Below are 15647 nucleotides of genomic sequence, written 5' to 3'. Positions count from 1 at the left end.
GCGACCGGCACCAGCCGTCGCGGCGTTTTGCCATTTACACCACCGCCACTACGCTTGGCGGTGCTGACATCATTGAGTAAGGAGCGCATTCATGGCTGTTGGTCTTGGTCCTTTGCCAACGTTGCACCCGGTTGCCGGTTTTGAACTCGGTATCGCTTCGGCCGGCATCAAGCGCCCGGGGCGCAAGGATGTCGTCGTGATGCGTTGCGCCGAAGGTTCCACCGTGGCGGGCGTGTTCACGTTGAACGCTTTCTGTGCAGCACCGGTGATCCTGGCCAAAAAGCGCGTGCAGAACCCGGTGCGCTACCTGTTGACCAACACCGGCAATGCCAACGCCGGCACCGGCGAACCGGGCCTGGCCGCCGCCGAGCGCACCACTGCCAAACTGGCCGAGCTGACGGGTGTGGATGCCAGCCAGATCCTGCCGTATTCCACTGGCGTGATCGGCGAGCCGCTGCCGGTCGAGAAGATCGAAGGCGCGCTGCAGGCCGCGCTGGACGATTTGTCGGAAAACAACTGGGAAGCTGCCGCCACCGGCATCATGACCACCGACACGCTGCCAAAAGGCGCCAGCCGCCAGTTCCAGCATGACGGCGTGACCATTACTGTCACCGGCATCAGCAAGGGCGCGGGCATGATCCGTCCGAACATGGCGACCATGCTTGGTTACATCGCCACCGACGCCAAAGTCTCCCGCGACGTGCTGCACAACCTGATGCTGGACGGCGCCAACAAGTCGTTCAACCGCATCACCATCGACGGCGACACCTCAACCAACGACTGCTGCATGCTGATCGCCACCGGCAAGGCTGCGCTGCCGGAAATCACCCGCGCCGAAGGCGAGCTGTTCGCCAAGCTGAAACAGGCCGTATTCGAAGTGTGCATGGACGTGGCCCAGGCCATCGTGCGTGACGGCGAAGGCGCGACCAAGTTCGTGACCGTTGAAGTCAACGGCGGCGGCACTCACCAGGAATGCCTGGACGTCGGCTACACCGTGGCCCACTCGCCGCTGATCAAGACCGCACTGTTCGCCTCCGACCCGAACTGGGGCCGCATCCTCGCCGCCGTCGGCCGTGCCGGCGTGCCGGATCTGGACGTGAGCAAGATCGACGTGTTCCTCGGTGACGTGTGCATCGCCAGCCGTGGCGCCCGCGCCGCGACCTACACCGAAGCCCGGGGCTCGGCGGTGATGCAGCAGGAAGAAATTACCATCCGTATCGAACTGGGTCGCGGCGATTGCAGCGAAACCATCTGGACCACCGACTTGTCCCACGAGTACGTGAAGATCAACGCCGAATACCGCACCTGATCCCTGCCGAAGAAGGAGGTCTGCGGACCTCCTTTTCTTCTGTCCCATGAAAGGACCCGAACATGAGCCTTCACCTGATCATCGGCGACAAACTGCTTTCCTCCTGGTCCCTGCGCGCGGCGCTGGCGCTTGAATTGACCGGCGCGCCCTACACCGAAGAACTGGTCAAACTCGGCAAGCCCGACACCCGCGAGCGGCTGCTGGCGCATTCGCCGACCGCCAAGGTGCCACTGCTGAAAACCGCTCGTGGCACCGTCGCCGATTCTCTGGCGATTGCCGAATACCTGGCCGAACAGTTTCCTTCCGAGCAACTCTGGCCGACCGATATCGCCGCCCGCGCCCAGGCCCGATCCGCCTGCGCGCAGATGCACAGCGGCTTCTTCGCCATGCGCAATCACATGCCGTTCAACCTGAGCCACGACGCACCGCTCAACCCGGTGCCGCCGGAAGTGAAGGTCGATGTCGAGCGCATGCTCGCGCTGTGGGCCGAATGCCGCGCCGTCGCGACCGAGCCCGGGCCTTATCTGTTTGGTCGGGTGTCGCTGGCCGATGCGTTCTTCGCACCGATTGCCGTGCGCCTGCGCACCTATCAGGTGAAGCTGCCGGCCGATGATGAAGCCTATGTTGAAACCGTCTACCAATGGCCGGCCTTCAAGGCCTGGCAAAAGGCTGGACTGGAGGAATTGCAGTCGTGAAACGTGTACACGTCGCCGCCGCCGTCATTCGTGACGGCAGCGGCAAGATTCTGATCGCCCGGCGTGCCGATACCCAGCATCAGGGCGGCCTCTGGGAATTTCCCGGTGGCAAGGTCGAAGCTGATGAATCGGTGGAAACCGCGCTGGCCCGCGAGCTGCGCGAAGAGTTGGGCATTGTCGTCGGCGCCGCGCGGCCGCTGATCAAGGTGCGCCACGATTACCCGGACAAACAGGTGTTGCTGGATGTCTGGGAAGTCTCGAGCTTTACCGGCGAACCCCATGGTGCCGAAGGCCAGCCATTGGCCTGGGTTTCGGCCAAAGAGCTGACGGATTATGAATTCCCGGCAGCCAACCAGCCGATCGTCGCGGCGGCGCGTCTGCCCGCCGAATACCTGATCACCCCGGAAGACCTGGAAACCCCGGCCTTGCTGCGCGGTATCCAGAAGGCGATTGCCGGCGGTATCAAACTGATCCAGCTGCGTGCGCCCAATGGTTATGACCCGAAGTACCGCGATCTGGCGGTGGACGCGGTCGGCCTGTGTGCCGGCAAGGCACAGTTGATGATCAAGGGCCCGTTCGAGTGGCTGGGGGATTTCCCGGCCGCCGGTTGGCACATCACCTCGGCGCAGCTGCGCAAGTACGCGGCGGCGGGGCGTCCGCTGCCGGCGGAACGCTGGTTGGCGGCGTCCTGCCACAACGCGGAAGAACTGGCACTGGCCGAGCAGATGGGCGTGGATTTCGTCACCCTGTCGCCGGTGCAGCCGACCCTCACTCACCCGGATGCACAGCCGTTGGGCTGGGAGCAGGCTTCGACACTGATCGAAGGCTTCAGCAAGCCGGTGTTTCTGTTGGGCGGTGTCGGCCCGGCAGAGCGCGAAAAAGCGTGGAATGCCGGCGCTCAGGGTGTGGCGGGGATTCGGGCGTTCTGGCCTGAGGCCTGATTCTTTATTGAGGCTGACGTCCCCTTCGTCGGAACGCCGCCCGGAGCAAGCCCGCTCCCACAGTTGATCGAGTTCCTCCTGTTGGAATGCAGTCAACTGTGGGAGCGGGCTTGCTCCGGGCGGCGTTCCGACGAAGGCGTCCTGACAGTCGCTACTGATCTGAAGGTTTCGCCGCCGGTTGCCACAGAATCTCGGCAATCCCTTGGCGCCGCGCAATCAGCCTGGCCGCCACAAACAACAGATCCGACAAGCGATTGATATACGCCAGACCAACCCCGGCCAACGGCTCGATCGCATTCAAATGCTGGCAACGCCGCTCGGCACTACGCGCCAGGCTGCGACAGACATGGGCCTGGGCAATCAGCAGCGAACCGCCCGGCAGAATGAAATTCTCCAGCGGCCCCAATTCCTCGTTCCACACATCGATGGCGGCTTCCAGCCGTTCGATTTCTGCTGCGTTCAGCGCCTGATACTCCGGCATCGCCAGCTCGCCGCCAAGGTCGAACAGTCGATGCTGGCAGGGCGCCAACACGTCGATCAGCTCATTCAGCCCGGGGCAGGTTTCGCGCTCGGCGATCAATCCGGCCAGCAGTACGCCGACCTGACTGTTGAGCGTATCGACTTCGCCAATGGCTTCGATGCGCGGGTGATCCTTGGGCACCCGGCGGCCATCGCCGAGTCCGGTTTCGCCCTTGTCGCCGGTGCGGGTGTAGATCTTCGACAAGCGAAAGCCCATGGTTTACCTCGGTAATTGATTGGTTTCGGCGGCAATGGGTGCCGGCTGCGCCAGTGGCAGGCGCAGGGTGAAGCAGGTGCCTTGCCCCGGCGCCGACTGCACTTCCATCTGCCCTTTGTGATTGTTGGTGATGATGAAGTACGACACCGACAGCCCGAGGCCTGTGCCCTGGCCGATTTCCTTGGTGGTGAAGAACGGCTCGAAGGTGCGCTTGCGCACGTTCTCGCTCATGCCGATGCCGTTGTCCTCGACCTGAATCTCGGCCCAGGGCGGATTGAGGCGAGTGCGCAAAGTGATTCGCCCCGGCTCACTGTCATCTTCGCGCTGGTGAATCGCCTGTGCGGCGTTTTTCAGCAGGTTGAGCAGCACCTGCTCGAGTTCGTTGGCGGTGCCGGGCACCGGGCCCAACGCCGGGTCGAACTGGCGAATGATTGCCTGCCCTTTGAAGTCGAAACCGATGGCCAGATCGAAGTCATTGCCGGCGATTTCCACGGCTTGATCGATCAGGGCCGGCAGGTCGCACGGCGCCATCTGGCGGTTGCTGCGGCGGCTGAAGCTGAGCATGTGGGTGACGATTTTTGCCGCCCGGGCACCGGCCTGCTGGATGCCGTCGAGCAGTTGCGGGACTTCCCGGCCTTGCAGGTAGCGGTTCACGGTATCGAGTTCGATGCCCAGTTGCTCGGCCTGCTCGAGGTTCTTCGGCAGGTCTGGCGACAGACGTCGGCGAATGTTCTGCACGTTGTGCAGGATCGCCCCCAGCGGGTTGTTGATCTCGTGGGCCATGCCGGCGGCGAGGCCACCGACCGACAGCATTTTTTCCGACTGCACCATCATTTCTTCCAGCGACAGGCGCTGGGTGATGTCGTCGATCCGGATCACCACGCCACGCCCGGCACCACCCATCAACGGGTAGAAGGTGAGGGCGTAGTGCTTGGGCTCGTCGTCCTTGAACCACGTCACCCGCTCGATTTTCGCCACCGTGTGTTGTTCGACGGTCTGCTTGAGCTGTGGCAGGAATGGCTTGAGCGGTTCGAAGGCGAGAAAGATCGGCTGGTTCAGCGCTTCGTCCAGCCGTGTACCGGAAAGGGCGCTGGCCTCCTGGTTCCATTGCGTGACGTAGAGCTGTTCGTCGAGGGCGATCAGCGCCGAAGGCATGGAGTCGATGATGCTGTTGAGGTAGTTCTGGAACCCGGTGAGCTTCTTCTCGATCTTGCTGCGCACCTGGACTTCCAGTTCCAGTTTGCGGTTGGTGTGCCGGGTTTCTTCGGCCAGACCCTGGGCCTGATCGTAGGCGGCTTGCGAGTCGTCACGGGCGCGCTTGAGCTGCTGCTCCCGGGCCTCGATGCGCGAGAGCATGGTGTTGAACGCTTCGGCGAGGCTGCCGATTTCGTCATGGTTGCCCCGGGACGCGCGCAGGGCGTAGTTCTCCTCGCGGGTCACCTGGCGGGACAGTTCTTCCAGCTGATGGATCGGCCGGGTGATCAGGCGCTTGATCTGCCGGGCGATGACCAGCCACAGCAACACACTGAAAATCAGGATCCCCAGGCTGGCCGTAAGTGTGCCGGTGTAAAACGCGACCGGCAGTTCGCTGCTGGCCACCAAAAGCAGGTGGCCCGGCGCAGTGCCGGGGCGGGGCAGGGTGATCAACTGGTTGCTGCGAAACTCGGTCAATTGCCAGGCTTCAATGTGCCGGTAGCGTTCCGGCAGGTTGAGTTTGTCACCGTGCTGCAACTGCGCCAGGCGTTCGCCCTTACCGTCGTATAAGGCGGCGGCGCGCAGCGGGGAATAACTGTTGAGTTCATTGAGCAGGCGCTCGGCGCTTTGCGGCGACTGCAAGGCTTCGGCCACCAGGCTGGGGTTGGACACCAGTCGGCCAATGGTCTGCAACGCCTGTGGCGCCATGCTTTCCTGGGAAATGTAATAGGCGGCGCTGATAAAGGTCAGGTTGGCGACCAGCAACACAGTGGTCAACAGCACCAGCAGGGCGGCCAGCAGTTTCTGGCCGACCGGCAGGTTTTCAAGACGCTGGCGCAATGGCATCAGGTTTATCGCAGCAAAGGAACAAGTGGCCAGCGTAGCCGCTGCTCAGTCGACGGGCAATCCGAGACTGTGCAGATGAGCGGTCAGGCGCTGCTGCAATTGCTTCAGATGCGGCAAGTTCAACTGATGACGCTCTGCAACCTTGCAGGCATGGCCGAGCAGATAGCTGATTTCGGTGCGGCGCTGGCTGGCCACGTCCTGGTACATGGACGAGAAATTCGCCGCCGTGGCCTGGATCACCCGTTCGACTTCCTGTTGCAGGTTGTCTGCCGCTGCTGGTTGCCCGCAGCGTTCGAGCAGTTCGGTCAGTTCGCCGCACAGGGTGGCAACTTCGCAGTGATGTTGCTGCAAACCGCCATTGCGGCATTCGTGCAGCACCGTCAGCGGATTGATCGCACAGTTGAGCGCCAGTTTGCGCCACAGGCGGGTAAGGATGTCGGCGCTCCATTCATGGGGGGTTTTCGCTGCCTCAAGATCGTCCAGCCAGATCGGTGCTACCGGATGACCGACGTCGCCGAGCCAGGTGTAGCCATGGCCAGCGAACACCACGCGCCAATCGCCATCGCGAAACGCGCCCTCGGTGCTGGAGGCGCTGATGCAGCGGGCTTGCGGGACTCGCGCGGCGACCGCTTCCTGGCTGCCGAGGCCGTTCTGCAAAAGAATCAGTTCGGCATCGGGTGCCAGACGATGGGCAAGCCCGGCCACAGCAGCTTCGGCGTCGTACGCCTTGCAGGCCACCAGCAGCCGGCGGATGGGGCCGGGACTGTCCGGGGTTTCACCGGGGATGGCGTAGCTGCAGGCCACGCCTTGTTCGACCAGGGTCAGGCCACCCGCCGTCGCATAGTCGTGCAGACGGTCGATGTCACGCAGGATCAGCCGGACTGGCAATCCGGCCCGGGCCAGGCGCGCGGCCCAGAGCGTGCCGAGACTTCCGGCGCCGAGGACGTGCCAGGGGGTGGACATCAGTTTTTCACTCGGTAAGGTACAGGCATGCAAGGCTCGCCGTGTCGGTGGGAAAAGACCCGTTATAATGAGCCCGATTTTAACCGCAAGCCAAGCGCGCCGCGTCCCGTACGAGCGCGCCTTTTTATTGGAGAGATTACATGCCGTCGTTCGACGTGGTATCCGAACTGGACAAACACGAACTCACCAACGCGGTCGAGAACGCCGTGAAGGAACTCGATCGTCGTTATGACCTGAAAGGCAAGGGCAGCTTTGAATTCAAGGAAAAGGACCTGACCGTCCACCTGACTGCTGAAGCCGATTTCCAGCTGGAAGCGATGATCGAGATCCTCAAGCTGGCCCTGGTCAAGCGCAAGATCGACGTGCAGTGCCTCGAAGTCAAAGATTCCTTCGCCTCGGGCAAGCTGATGAAGCAGGACGCCGTGCTGAAGGAAGGCATCGACAAGGAACTGGCGAAGAAGATCGTCGGCCACATCAAGGAAGCCAAGCTCAAGGTGCAGGCTGCCATTCAGGGCGAGCAGGTGCGTGTGACCGGCAAGAAGCGTGACGACCTGCAGGAAGCCATCGCGGCCCTGCGTGCCAAGGAATTCGGCATGCCACTGCAGTTCAACAACTTCCGCGACTAAGCTTTTCGGTCGGGAACCTCTCGGCGTTTAATGCGTCCGAGGCCCAAGCAACGGCAGAAACGATTGAGCCCTCTTCGGTTCGGTCTTTCTGCCGCTGGTTTTTTACAGCCCGGGAAGCCGGCAATCAGGAGATAAAAGATGGATTTGAATGCTGAGGTGGACAACCTGGTCAAGGCATCCCAGGCGTGGATTCCGATGATCATGGAATACGGCAGCCGTGTGCTGCTGGCGGTGATTACCCTGGCCATCGGCTGGTGGCTGATCAACAAGGTCACGCAAAAGCTCGGCGGCCTGCTGGCGCTGCGCAATGCTGACCTTGCGCTGCAAGGTTTCATCAGCAGCCTGGCCAACATCATTCTCAAGGTGCTGCTGATCGTCAGCGTGGCGTCGATGATCGGCGTCGAGACCACTTCGTTCGTGGCGGCGATCGGTGCGGCCGGCCTGGCCATCGGTCTGGCATTGCAGGGCAGCCTGGCGAACTTCGCCGGCGGCGTGCTGATTCTGCTGTTCCGTCCGTTCCGCATCGGTGACTGGATCGAAGCCCAGGGTGTGGCGGGTACCGTCGACAGTATCCAGATCTTCCACACCGTGCTGCGTACCGGTGACAACAAGACCATCATCGTCCCGAACGGCAACCTGTCGAACGGCATCATCACCAACACCAACCGTCAGCCAACCCGCAAGGTTGTGTTCGACGTAGGTGTGGATTACGAAGCCGATCTGCAAAAGGCCCGTCAGGTGCTGCTGGATCTGGCCAAGGATGATCGCGTGTTGCAGGATCCGGCACCTCAGGCCGTTATTTCGACGCTGGGTGACAGTTCGATCACTGTTTCCCTGCGTGTGTGGGTTAAAACGGCGGATTACTGGGATGTGATGTTCATGTTTAACGAACAGTCCCGTGATCGTTTAAAGACTGCAGGCATTGATATCCCGTTTCCACAACGAGTGATTCGTGTGGTTCAGGAATCGGCAGTGTAATGATAGGTTGCTAATTAATTGCCTGACTTATCGGTCAGGCAATTAATGTAACAAGCAGACAACAAAAAAGGCCCATCCGAAGATGGGCCTTTTTGTTTTGTTACCGCAACTAACTCGGTGCGATTACAAAAGCGACAGCGGGTAGTCGACGATCAGACGGAACTCTTTGGTATCGCCTTCACCTTCGTCGGCGTTAGCGAAGTGCCAGGCCTGACGAATACGGAAGGACAGGTCTTTGGCCGGGCCAGACTGAACTACGTATTTGGCTTCGAAGTTGGTTTCGTTGTGTTTGCCATCTTCACCATACAGACCAGCGTAGGCGCTGCCTGCTGGAGTGTGGGTGCCGTCGATGTCCCAGCCTTTAACGTAGCGGGTCATGAAGCTCAGACCTGGAACGCCGTACTCGGCCATTTTGATGTCGTAACGGATCTGGGCAGACTTCTCGCCCGGGGCGTTGAAGTCAGAGTACTGGATGGAGTTGGCGAGGAAGATCGAGTCGCCGCCACGGTTGTTCTTGCCCACGCCGATGTAGTCGAACGGAGTGTCGCCGTTGACCTTCTGGAACGCCAGGGTGATGGTGTGCGCTTTCAGGAACGAGAGAGCGGTGGCCAGGGAGAACGCGGTGTTGCTGATGTCACCGGCTTTCGCGCTACCGGTGTCGGTGGTGCGATAGATGTTGAAGTCGGTGTTCAGCGAAGTGTCACCACCGAATGGAGTGGTGAGGTTCACGTTGGCGTAGTACTGGTTCCAGATGTCTTCCAGTTTGGCGCCGTAGAGCGATGCGCTCAGGTTTTCGGTGATGCCGTACTTGCCACCGAAGTAGTCGATGGTGTTGGCTTCGACGCCGGCGTAGGTCGCGTACAGACCACCTTCACGGGAGTTGCGGTCCTGGCTGGTTGCCGAGTAGAAGTGACCGGCTTCGAGGTCAAGGTCTTTGATCTCGCTGCTCTGCAGTTGGAAACCGCTGGCAGTTTGCGGAAGGATACGGGAGCCGCCGACAGCGAACACCGGAGCGGTGCTAGGCTGCATGTCACCGATTTTCAGCTCGGTTTTCGATACGCGGAACTTGATGGCAGCGCCGGCTTTGCCTTGGCTGTCGTCAGGGTCGCGGGAACCGTTTGCATTGAACTCGTTGCTGCGGCTCATGTTGCCGGAGCCGCTGGTGCCGGCGCCGCCGTCCAGTTTGATGGCCAGGTAGCCGAACGCATCAACGCCGACGCCAACAGTACCTTGGGTGTAACCGGAGCTGAAGTTGCCCCAGATACCCTGGGTCCAGTCTTTAACGTCACGGGCACCGTCTTTGTTGTCACGGTTGAAGTAATAGTTGCGAATCAGCAAATCAGCTTTCGCGTCTTCAACGAAGCCTTTGGCTTCTGCCTGGTCACTTACGAACGGTGCGGCCGTAGCCATCTGAGTACTGGCGGCTGCTGCAACTGCCAGTGCGATCATGCTCCACTTCATCACGCGCATCGTGATTTGCTCCTTTGGTTTTAGAAGAGTACTGCCGTCCCACCTGTTTTATTATCTGGGCGGCTCTTTCTTTTTGTGTCGGCGCAAACTTATATCACGCCGACCATGTTGGCGATACTTGCGCATCCAACCTTTCAGCTTCTTTACGAGCGTGTCGCAATCGGCTTGGTAGATGTCGCAAATTTACAGTCCAAATGCAATGGGACTGACAACTTCAGCGCTGTTTTACAGGGCTTGAGCATCGGTAAAAAAGAGTCCCTTGGCAAAACGCTTGAATCTCCATCGGGCAACCCTGCCACTGTTTTTATGGGGCTCAAGGCATCCACTTCTTGTGGTGCGCTTATAGTCCATATGGGTATGAATGCAACAAGCGTGCACAAACCGCTGAATTGTTCCGGTTTTTTTCAAGGTGCTCGTCTGACGCTGTAAAAACCTCATAAAACCGGGGGCTTCGAGGGCCTTTCAAACAGGCTTGACGCCGTCCTTCGCATGGTGTTGCTCCCTGAAAGTCGCAGCGCGACAACCAAAAACGTTACCGGTTCACCCCGTCGGTGAGTATTCGGCGGATGCCCGACGCACTGAGCGTAGACGCACTGTGCGGTTTTGGTGCAAAAAAATTCAAAGGCTGTACTGAATTCATACAGTTGGGTCGCTGGATGAACGTAAACGCTGAGGTGTGAGCGGGTCATTTTGCTCGGTTTATTCGCATTCCCGGTTCCGTCCTGGTGCACGCGAGGCATAAATGTCACATCCCGGAGCGTGGAGGCATTCTTGCGGCAACGCTGTTCGCCGTGAAGCTCACTCCAATCGCAGGTATGCTGCCGTCCAGTCGCTTGGCGCAGCGCATTCACAGCGGGGCGCTAAGCTGAAAACAGGTCATTTCGCCGGGAGTGCGCGCAGTGTTTGCTTTAGATCCACGACTTCAACAGGACACGCTGACCATCGGCGATTTCCCGCTTTGCCGACTGCTGTTGTCCAACGACGCCAACTACCCGTGGTTCATCCTGGTGCCACGCCGCGACGATATCAGCGAGTTGTTTCAGTTGGATGTCGCCGACCAGCAGCGCCTGTGGCAGGAAACCACGGCCCTGGCCGAGGTGCTCAAGGATTCCTTCGACGCCGACAAGATGAATGTCGCGACCCTGGGTAACGTGGTCAGCCAGCTGCATATGCATGTGATCGTGCGTAAACGGGACGACGCCGCCTGGCCAGCACCGGTCTGGGGCAAACATCCCGCCAGGCCTTACAGTGCCGAGCAAGTGGCCGCGATCCGCGAGCGCCTGCGTCTGGTGCTGGACGAAGAATTCACCTTTCTGGAGGGCTGAGTCATGAGCCTCGAACAACGTGTTACCGAGCTGGAAAGTCGCCTGGCGTTTCAGGACGACACCATTCAGGCATTGAATGATGTGCTGGTGGAGCAGCAGCGTGTGGTCGAGCGTCTGCAATTGCAGATGGCGGCCGTACTCAAGCGCCAGGAAGAGATGGTGGGGCAGATCGGATCCTTTGAAGAAGATACGCCACCGCCACACTATTGAAATGTGTGCGGGCATGCTCCCGTGAATAGAGCGCGCATTAAAAAACCGCGAACAGCCAGGCTGTTCGCGGTTTTTTTATTGCGAAGGACGTGGATCAGCGACGCGGCAGGGCGGCGATCACGTCTTCGGCCTGCAGGCCCTTGTCACGGTTCATCACCGAGAACTCCACACGCTGGCCTTCGACCAGAACGCGGTGGCCTTCGCCACGGATGGCGCGAAAGTGCACGAAGATATCGTCGCCGGAATCCCGGGAGATAAAACCGAAGCCCTTGGAGGTGTTGAACCACTTGACGGTGCCGGTATCGCGGTTGCTCATGTCGTAGCTTTGCGCGGCGGCGACCGGTGAAGATTTATAGAAGCTGACGGCCAGGTGCAGAACCACGGCGACCAGTGCGATCACCAGGCTGAACAGCACGGCTGGCTGGCCGGCGATGACAGGCATCGGCGCGATCAGAGTCAGGGTTTGCAGGACAACGGTCAGGACCAGCAAGGCGCTGACCAGGTTTTGCAGATGCTGGCGCGGACCTTTGTTCCAGTAAGGGATAACTGGCGCAAGGATCAGGTTCAGCAGGCCGAAAAAGGCCAGGTAAAGTGCATCGGGTTGTTGCAGGTAAGGTACCGCTTCGGACTTCAGGCTGGGTATGAAGGACAGCAGCAAGGCTGCTGCGCCCATTAGCAGGTGGACGATTTTCAACATTTTTATTGACTCACGTTATGACGGCTCACAAGGAAGAGCTGAAGGCGCACGGTTCGCTTCGGAACAATAAGAGGCGTTGGACACGTGCCCGGCATCAGCCTATGCGCAGGCCCGGAAAACGGGGCGTAGCGACACACTGCCTATTTAACAGCAAAGCCTGCGGCTACTCAAATCACGCCGGCCGGCGGCAGGCACCGGACGATTTGTCGCGTCTATCGGGTTCATGCGGGGGGCTGCGAGTCGTGGGTGGCCTTGCTACAGTGAACCGACACCTGCTGGATGAATTCAATCGCCTTTAGGGGGTAAGCATGGCAATCGATATCGGTATCAGTGAAGAAGACCGCAAATCCATCGTCGAGGGGCTCTCGCGCCTGTTGTCGGACACCTACGTGCTGTATCTGAAGACCCACAACTTTCACTGGAACGTCACCGGGCCGATGTTCCGGACCCTGCATCTGATGTTCGAGGAGCAATACAACGAACTGGCCCTGGCGGTCGACTCGATCGCCGAGCGCATCCGGGCGCTGGGTTTTCCGGCGCCGGGCGCGTACGCGACCTATGCACGCCTGTCTTCCATTAAAGAAGAGGAGGGCGTGCCGAGTGCAGAGGACATGATCAAACAACTTGTTGAGGGGCAGGAAGCGGTAACCCGTACCGCGCGGGGGATTTTTCCTTTGCTGGACAAGGTCAGCGACGAACCGACCGCCGACCTGCTGACCCAGCGCATGCAGGTTCACGAGAAAACCGCGTGGATGTTGCGGGCGCTGCTCGAGGCTTGATCACGGGAGGCGCACGGATCTCCATGGTTCGTGCGCTTTTCTCTTTTTTGCCCGGAAAAATCATTCGCAACGGTAGGAAACAAGGAAGACGACCCGCCGCTCCATGATCCTCTGTATCGCGTTGGCTTATCCTACGTGGATGGTCAAAAAGTCATCTGGATCTGCCTTTGCACCTGCGCTTTTAATGAGGTCACAGGATGTTGCCTTGATAACAAGCGCAGAGATGACAAAGGAGTGTCAGTGATATGGAAGGTGGAGACAGGCGAACAGAGATCGTTGCCGGTTCGCAGCAAGAGAGAATCGTGGAGCCGTTTCTCGGCGGGTTCGACATGGCGTTGATCCGGCCGTTGTCCCGATCGGTACGCTTGAACGGGTTCGCGACCTGCATGCGGCTGGAGCAGGTTTACTGGAACATCCTGGGCCGGATGGCCGAGGACAATTGCTGTTCGGTCGGCGCGCTGTTGTCCCGTGTCGATCGTGAAGTACACCTGCGCCATGGCGGGGTGAAAAACTTCAGCGGTCTGGTGCGGGTGGTGTGTGTGGTGAATGGGCTGCGGGATTCTCCCGGGATCAACGGCGGAGGTTGTCACTGACGAGACGGTCTGTGCAGTCTTCCGGCTGCACAGGCCGCATTTAATGGATATAATCCCGCTCTTTCGCCGCACAGCCTTGCGTGTGCTGGCAATCTGATTGCCGAGACAACCCCATGCCGATGTACGATTACCAATGTGCTTCCTGTGGTCATCAGTTGGAAGCCATTCAAAAGATCAGCGACGCACCCCTGGTCGATTGCCCTGCCTGCCAGGCGCCGGAACTCAAGAAGCAGTTGTCGATGCCGGGCTTTCGCCTCAGTGGCAGCGGCTGGTACGAAACCGATTTCAAGACCGGCGCGAAGAAGAATCTGGCCGGTGGCGACAAATCTGACTAGGGTTCAAACCCAGGTCGAACGACACGCGCGAGTTTCCACAGGTTGCACAGTGCTTGAGTGCAACCGGATCTCCACCGAATTTCGAATTACGAGAAGCGAACCACTACCATGATGCGCAGCCATTATTGCGGCCAACTGAACGAAAGCCTGGAAGGCCAGGAAATTACCCTTTGCGGATGGGTTCACCGTCGTCGCGACCACGGCGGGGTGATTTTCCTCGATATCCGTGATCGTGACGGTCTGGCCCAGGTAGTGTTCGATCCGGATCGCGCCGAGAGCTTCGCCGCCGCCGATCGCGTGCGCAGCGAATACGTCGTGAAGATCACCGGCAAGGTGCGTCTGCGTCCGGCCGGTGCCACCAACGCCAACATGGCGTCGGGCATGATTGAAGTGCTGGGCTACGAGCTGGAAGTACTGAACGAGTCGGAAACCCCGCCGTTCCCGCTGAACGAGTTCTCCGACGTGGGCGAAGAAACCCGTCTGCGTTATCGCTTCCTGGACCTGCGTCGTCCGGAAATGGCCGAGAAGCTGCGTCTGCGTTCGCGCATGACCACCAGCATCCGTCGCTACCTGGACGAGAACGGCTTCCTCGACGTCGAAACGCCGATCCTGACCCGTGCCACTCCGGAAGGCGCGCGCGACTACCTCGTGCCGAGCCGTACCCACGCCGGTTCGTTCTTCGCCCTGCCGCAATCGCCACAGCTGTTCAAGCAACTGCTGATGGTTGCCGGTTTCGACCGCTACTACCAGATCGCCAAGTGCTTCCGCGACGAAGACCTGCGTGCCGACCGTCAGCCTGAGTTCACTCAGATCGACATCGAGACCAGCTTCCTCGACGAAAAAGACATCATGGGCCTGACCGAAGGCATGATCCGCAACCTGTTCAAGGAAGTGCTGGATCTGGAATTCGGCGAATTCCCGCACATGACATTCGAAGAGGCCATGCGTCGTTACGGTTCCGACAAACCAGACCTGCGTAACCCGCTGGAACTGGTCGACGTGGCCGATCAGCTGAAAGAAGTGGATTTCAAGGTCTTCAGCGGCCCTGCCAACGATCCGAAATGCCGTATCGCCGCGCTGCGCGTTCCAGGCGGGGCGAGCATGCCGCGCAAGCAGATCGACGACTACACCAAGTTCGTCGGTATCTACGGTGCCAAGGGCCTGGCGTACATCAAGGTCAACGAGCGTGCTGCCGGTGTTGACGGTCTGCAATCGCCGATCGTGAAAAACATCCCGGAAGCCAACCTGAACGTGATCCTCGATCGCGTCGGCGCAGTCGACGGCGACATCGTGTTCTTCGGCGCCGACAAGGCCAAGATCGTCAGTGAAGCCCTGGGCGCGCTGCGTATCAAGCTCGGTCACGACCTGAAGCTGCTGACCTGCGAGTGGGCACCGATGTGGGTCGTCGACTTCCCGATGTTCGAAGAGAACGATGACGGCAGCTTCTCGGCTCTGCACCACCCGTTCACCGCGCCGAAGTGCTCGCCGGAAGAGCTGGAAGCCAACCCGGCTGGCGCTCTGTCCCGCGCCTACGACATGGTGCTGAACGGCACCGAGCTGGGTGGCGGTTCGATCCGTATCCACCGCAAAGAGATGCAACAGGCGGTGTTCCGTCTGCTGGGCATCAACGAAGCGGAACAGGAAGAGAAGTTCGGCTTCCTGCTCGACGCCCTGAAATACGGCGCGCCGCCGCACGGTGGTCTGGCCTTCGGTCTGGACCGTCTGGTGATGCTGATGACCGGCGCCCAGTCGATCCGTGAAGTGATCGCCTTCCCGAAAACCCAGAGTGCTGCCGATGTGATGACGCAGGCGCCGGGTGTCGTGGATGCGAAGGCATTGCGCGAATTGCACATTCGTTTGCGCGAAACGCCAAAGGCCGAGTAAGACGGGCCTGAAGGCGCATCTTCGGATGCGCCTTTTTTCTTTCTGCAGTGATTGAAAACAAGTTTT

General features: G+C 59.9%; 17 protein-coding genes. 12 read left to right on the top strand and 5 right to left on the bottom strand.

Features of this window, described 5'->3' with window-relative positions; genetic code table 11:
* Positions 1 to 91: 91 nt before the first annotated feature.
* From argJ to KJY40_RS23775, 3 genes are all read left to right on the top strand, one after another.
* Positions 92 to 1309 (top strand): bifunctional glutamate N-acetyltransferase/amino-acid acetyltransferase ArgJ, encoded by a 1218-nt coding sequence (gene argJ / locus KJY40_RS23785; RefSeq protein ID WP_230733133.1) that lies wholly within the window; start codon positions 92 to 94, stop codon positions 1307 to 1309.
* A 62-nt stretch (positions 1310 to 1371) separates the two neighbouring features.
* Positions 1372 to 2004, top strand: coding sequence for a glutathione S-transferase family protein (locus KJY40_RS23780; protein ID WP_221533951.1), 633 nt, complete (start codon positions 1372 to 1374; stop codon positions 2002 to 2004).
* Positions 2001 to 2945, top strand: coding sequence for a Nudix family hydrolase (locus KJY40_RS23775; protein ID WP_230733131.1), 945 nt, complete (start codon positions 2001 to 2003; stop codon positions 2943 to 2945). Before KJY40_RS23780 ends, KJY40_RS23775 begins: the two co-directional genes overlap by 4 nt.
* A 151-nt stretch (positions 2946 to 3096) precedes the next feature.
* Here the strand turns inward: KJY40_RS23775 and KJY40_RS23770 are convergent, their stop codons facing one another.
* The 3 genes from KJY40_RS23770 to KJY40_RS23760 are packed head-to-tail and all read right to left on the bottom strand — an operon-like array spanning position 3097 to position 6684.
* Positions 3097 to 3681 (bottom strand): cob(I)yrinic acid a,c-diamide adenosyltransferase, encoded by a 585-nt coding sequence (locus KJY40_RS23770; protein WP_230733129.1) that lies wholly within the window; start codon positions 3679 to 3681, stop codon positions 3097 to 3099.
* 3 nt (positions 3682 to 3684) lie between these two features.
* Positions 3685 to 5721 carry a sensor histidine kinase gene (locus KJY40_RS23765; protein WP_230733127.1) on the bottom strand — a complete coding sequence of 679 codons (2037 nt, stop codon included), beginning with the start codon at positions 5719 to 5721 and terminating at the stop codon, positions 3685 to 3687.
* 45 nt (positions 5722 to 5766) lie between these two features.
* Positions 5767 to 6684 (bottom strand): putative 2-dehydropantoate 2-reductase, encoded by a 918-nt coding sequence (locus tag KJY40_RS23760; RefSeq protein WP_230733126.1) that lies wholly within the window; start codon positions 6682 to 6684, stop codon positions 5767 to 5769.
* Positions 6685 to 6824: 140 nt separating this feature from the next.
* On the opposite strand from KJY40_RS23760, the gene KJY40_RS23755 reads away from it, so the two are divergent.
* Together KJY40_RS23755 and KJY40_RS23750 are read left to right on the top strand one after the other, a co-directional pair.
* Positions 6825 to 7310 (top strand): YajQ family cyclic di-GMP-binding protein, encoded by a 486-nt coding sequence (locus tag KJY40_RS23755; RefSeq protein ID WP_007951218.1) that lies wholly within the window; start codon positions 6825 to 6827, stop codon positions 7308 to 7310.
* Between the two features lie 138 nt (positions 7311 to 7448).
* On the top strand, positions 7449 to 8288 hold the full coding sequence (locus KJY40_RS23750) for a mechanosensitive ion channel family protein (RefSeq protein WP_007951217.1): 840 nt from the start codon (positions 7449 to 7451) through the stop codon (positions 8286 to 8288).
* Positions 8289 to 8411: 123 nt separating this feature from the next.
* Here the strand turns inward: KJY40_RS23750 and KJY40_RS23745 are convergent, their stop codons facing one another.
* Complete coding sequence (locus KJY40_RS23745) at positions 8412 to 9758, bottom strand: OprD family porin (protein ID WP_085606620.1); 1347 nt, start codon at positions 9756 to 9758, stop codon at positions 8412 to 8414.
* Positions 9759 to 9833: 75 nt separating this feature from the next.
* Between KJY40_RS23745 and KJY40_RS23740 the strand changes: the two genes are divergently transcribed.
* The 3 genes from KJY40_RS23740 to KJY40_RS23730 all read left to right on the top strand — a co-directional run bounded on the left by KJY40_RS23740 (position 9834) and on the right by KJY40_RS23730 (position 11293).
* On the top strand, positions 9834 to 10187 hold the full coding sequence (locus KJY40_RS23740; protein ID WP_157222925.1) for a hypothetical protein: 354 nt from the start codon (positions 9834 to 9836) through the stop codon (positions 10185 to 10187).
* 470 nt (positions 10188 to 10657) lie between these two features.
* A complete protein-coding gene (locus tag KJY40_RS23735; RefSeq protein ID WP_230733124.1) occupies positions 10658 to 11083 on the top strand; it encodes an HIT family protein in 426 nt (141 codons plus the stop codon).
* Positions 11084 to 11086: 3 nt separating this feature from the next.
* Positions 11087 to 11293: a SlyX family protein gene (locus KJY40_RS23730; RefSeq protein WP_230733122.1), complete on the top strand. Its 207-nt coding sequence runs from the start codon at positions 11087 to 11089 to the stop codon at positions 11291 to 11293.
* Between the two features lie 94 nt (positions 11294 to 11387).
* On the opposite strand, the gene KJY40_RS29640 is transcribed toward KJY40_RS23730, so the two are convergent.
* Positions 11388 to 11990, bottom strand: coding sequence for a cold-shock protein (locus KJY40_RS29640; RefSeq protein ID WP_321576979.1), 603 nt, complete (start codon positions 11988 to 11990; stop codon positions 11388 to 11390).
* Between the two features lie 308 nt (positions 11991 to 12298).
* On the opposite strand from KJY40_RS29640, the gene KJY40_RS23720 reads away from it, so the two are divergent.
* From KJY40_RS23720 to aspS, 4 genes are all read left to right on the top strand, one after another.
* The gene (locus tag KJY40_RS23720) at positions 12299 to 12769 is read left to right on the top strand and encodes a Dps family protein (protein ID WP_007951212.1); all 471 of its coding nucleotides are present in this window, start codon (positions 12299 to 12301) and stop codon (positions 12767 to 12769) included.
* Positions 12770 to 13014: 245 nt separating this feature from the next.
* Entirely contained in the window at positions 13015 to 13362 is a 348-nt protein-coding gene (locus tag KJY40_RS23715) for a ribbon-helix-helix domain-containing protein (RefSeq protein ID WP_230733120.1), read from the top strand.
* 113 nt (positions 13363 to 13475) lie between these two features.
* A complete protein-coding gene (locus tag KJY40_RS23710; protein WP_007951210.1) occupies positions 13476 to 13697 on the top strand; it encodes an FmdB family zinc ribbon protein in 222 nt (73 codons plus the stop codon).
* Between the two features lie 108 nt (positions 13698 to 13805).
* Positions 13806 to 15581, top strand: coding sequence for an aspartate--tRNA ligase (gene aspS / locus KJY40_RS23705; protein ID WP_007951209.1), 1776 nt, complete (start codon positions 13806 to 13808; stop codon positions 15579 to 15581).
* The last annotated feature ends 66 nt before the right edge of the window (positions 15582 to 15647 follow it).

The sequence above is a fragment of the Pseudomonas fitomaticsae genome (genome assembly GCF_021018765.1).
Lineage (GTDB): Bacteria > Pseudomonadota > Gammaproteobacteria > Pseudomonadales > Pseudomonadaceae > Aquipseudomonas > Aquipseudomonas fitomaticsae.
The sequence above is the reverse complement of the archived record's forward strand: the minus strand, read 5'-3'. Positions and strand labels throughout refer to the sequence as shown.

Bases quoted from the DNA above. Each gene is read 5' to 3' on its own strand.
- KJY40_RS23715 (WP_230733120.1), top strand. From the start codon at position 13,015: ATGGAAGGTGGAGACAGGCGAACAGAGATCGTTGCCGGTTCGCAGCAA.
- KJY40_RS23720 (WP_007951212.1), top strand. From the start codon at position 12,299: ATGGCAATCGATATCGGTATCAGTGAAGAAGACCGCAAATCCATCGTC.
- KJY40_RS23750 (WP_007951217.1), top strand. From the start codon at position 7,449: ATGGATTTGAATGCTGAGGTGGACAACCTGGTCAAGGCATCCCAGGCG.
- KJY40_RS23745 (WP_085606620.1), bottom strand. From the start codon at position 9,758: ATGCGCGTGATGAAGTGGAGCATGATCGCACTGGCAGTTGCAGCAGCC.
- KJY40_RS23760 (WP_230733126.1), bottom strand. From the start codon at position 6,684: ATGTCCACCCCCTGGCACGTCCTCGGCGCCGGAAGTCTCGGCACGCTC.
- KJY40_RS23765 (WP_230733127.1), bottom strand. From the start codon at position 5,721: ATGCCATTGCGCCAGCGTCTTGAAAACCTGCCGGTCGGCCAGAAACTG.
- KJY40_RS23730 (WP_230733122.1), top strand. From the start codon at position 11,087: ATGAGCCTCGAACAACGTGTTACCGAGCTGGAAAGTCGCCTGGCGTTT.
- KJY40_RS23770 (WP_230733129.1), bottom strand. From the start codon at position 3,681: ATGGGCTTTCGCTTGTCGAAGATCTACACCCGCACCGGCGACAAGGGC.
- aspS (WP_007951209.1), top strand. From the start codon at position 13,806: ATGATGCGCAGCCATTATTGCGGCCAACTGAACGAAAGCCTGGAAGGC.
- argJ (WP_230733133.1), top strand. From the start codon at position 92: ATGGCTGTTGGTCTTGGTCCTTTGCCAACGTTGCACCCGGTTGCCGGT.
- KJY40_RS29640 (WP_321576979.1), bottom strand. From the start codon at position 11,990: ATGTTGAAAATCGTCCACCTGCTAATGGGCGCAGCAGCCTTGCTGCTG.
- KJY40_RS23780 (WP_221533951.1), top strand. From the start codon at position 1,372: ATGAGCCTTCACCTGATCATCGGCGACAAACTGCTTTCCTCCTGGTCC.
- KJY40_RS23710 (WP_007951210.1), top strand. From the start codon at position 13,476: ATGCCGATGTACGATTACCAATGTGCTTCCTGTGGTCATCAGTTGGAA.
- KJY40_RS23755 (WP_007951218.1), top strand. From the start codon at position 6,825: ATGCCGTCGTTCGACGTGGTATCCGAACTGGACAAACACGAACTCACC.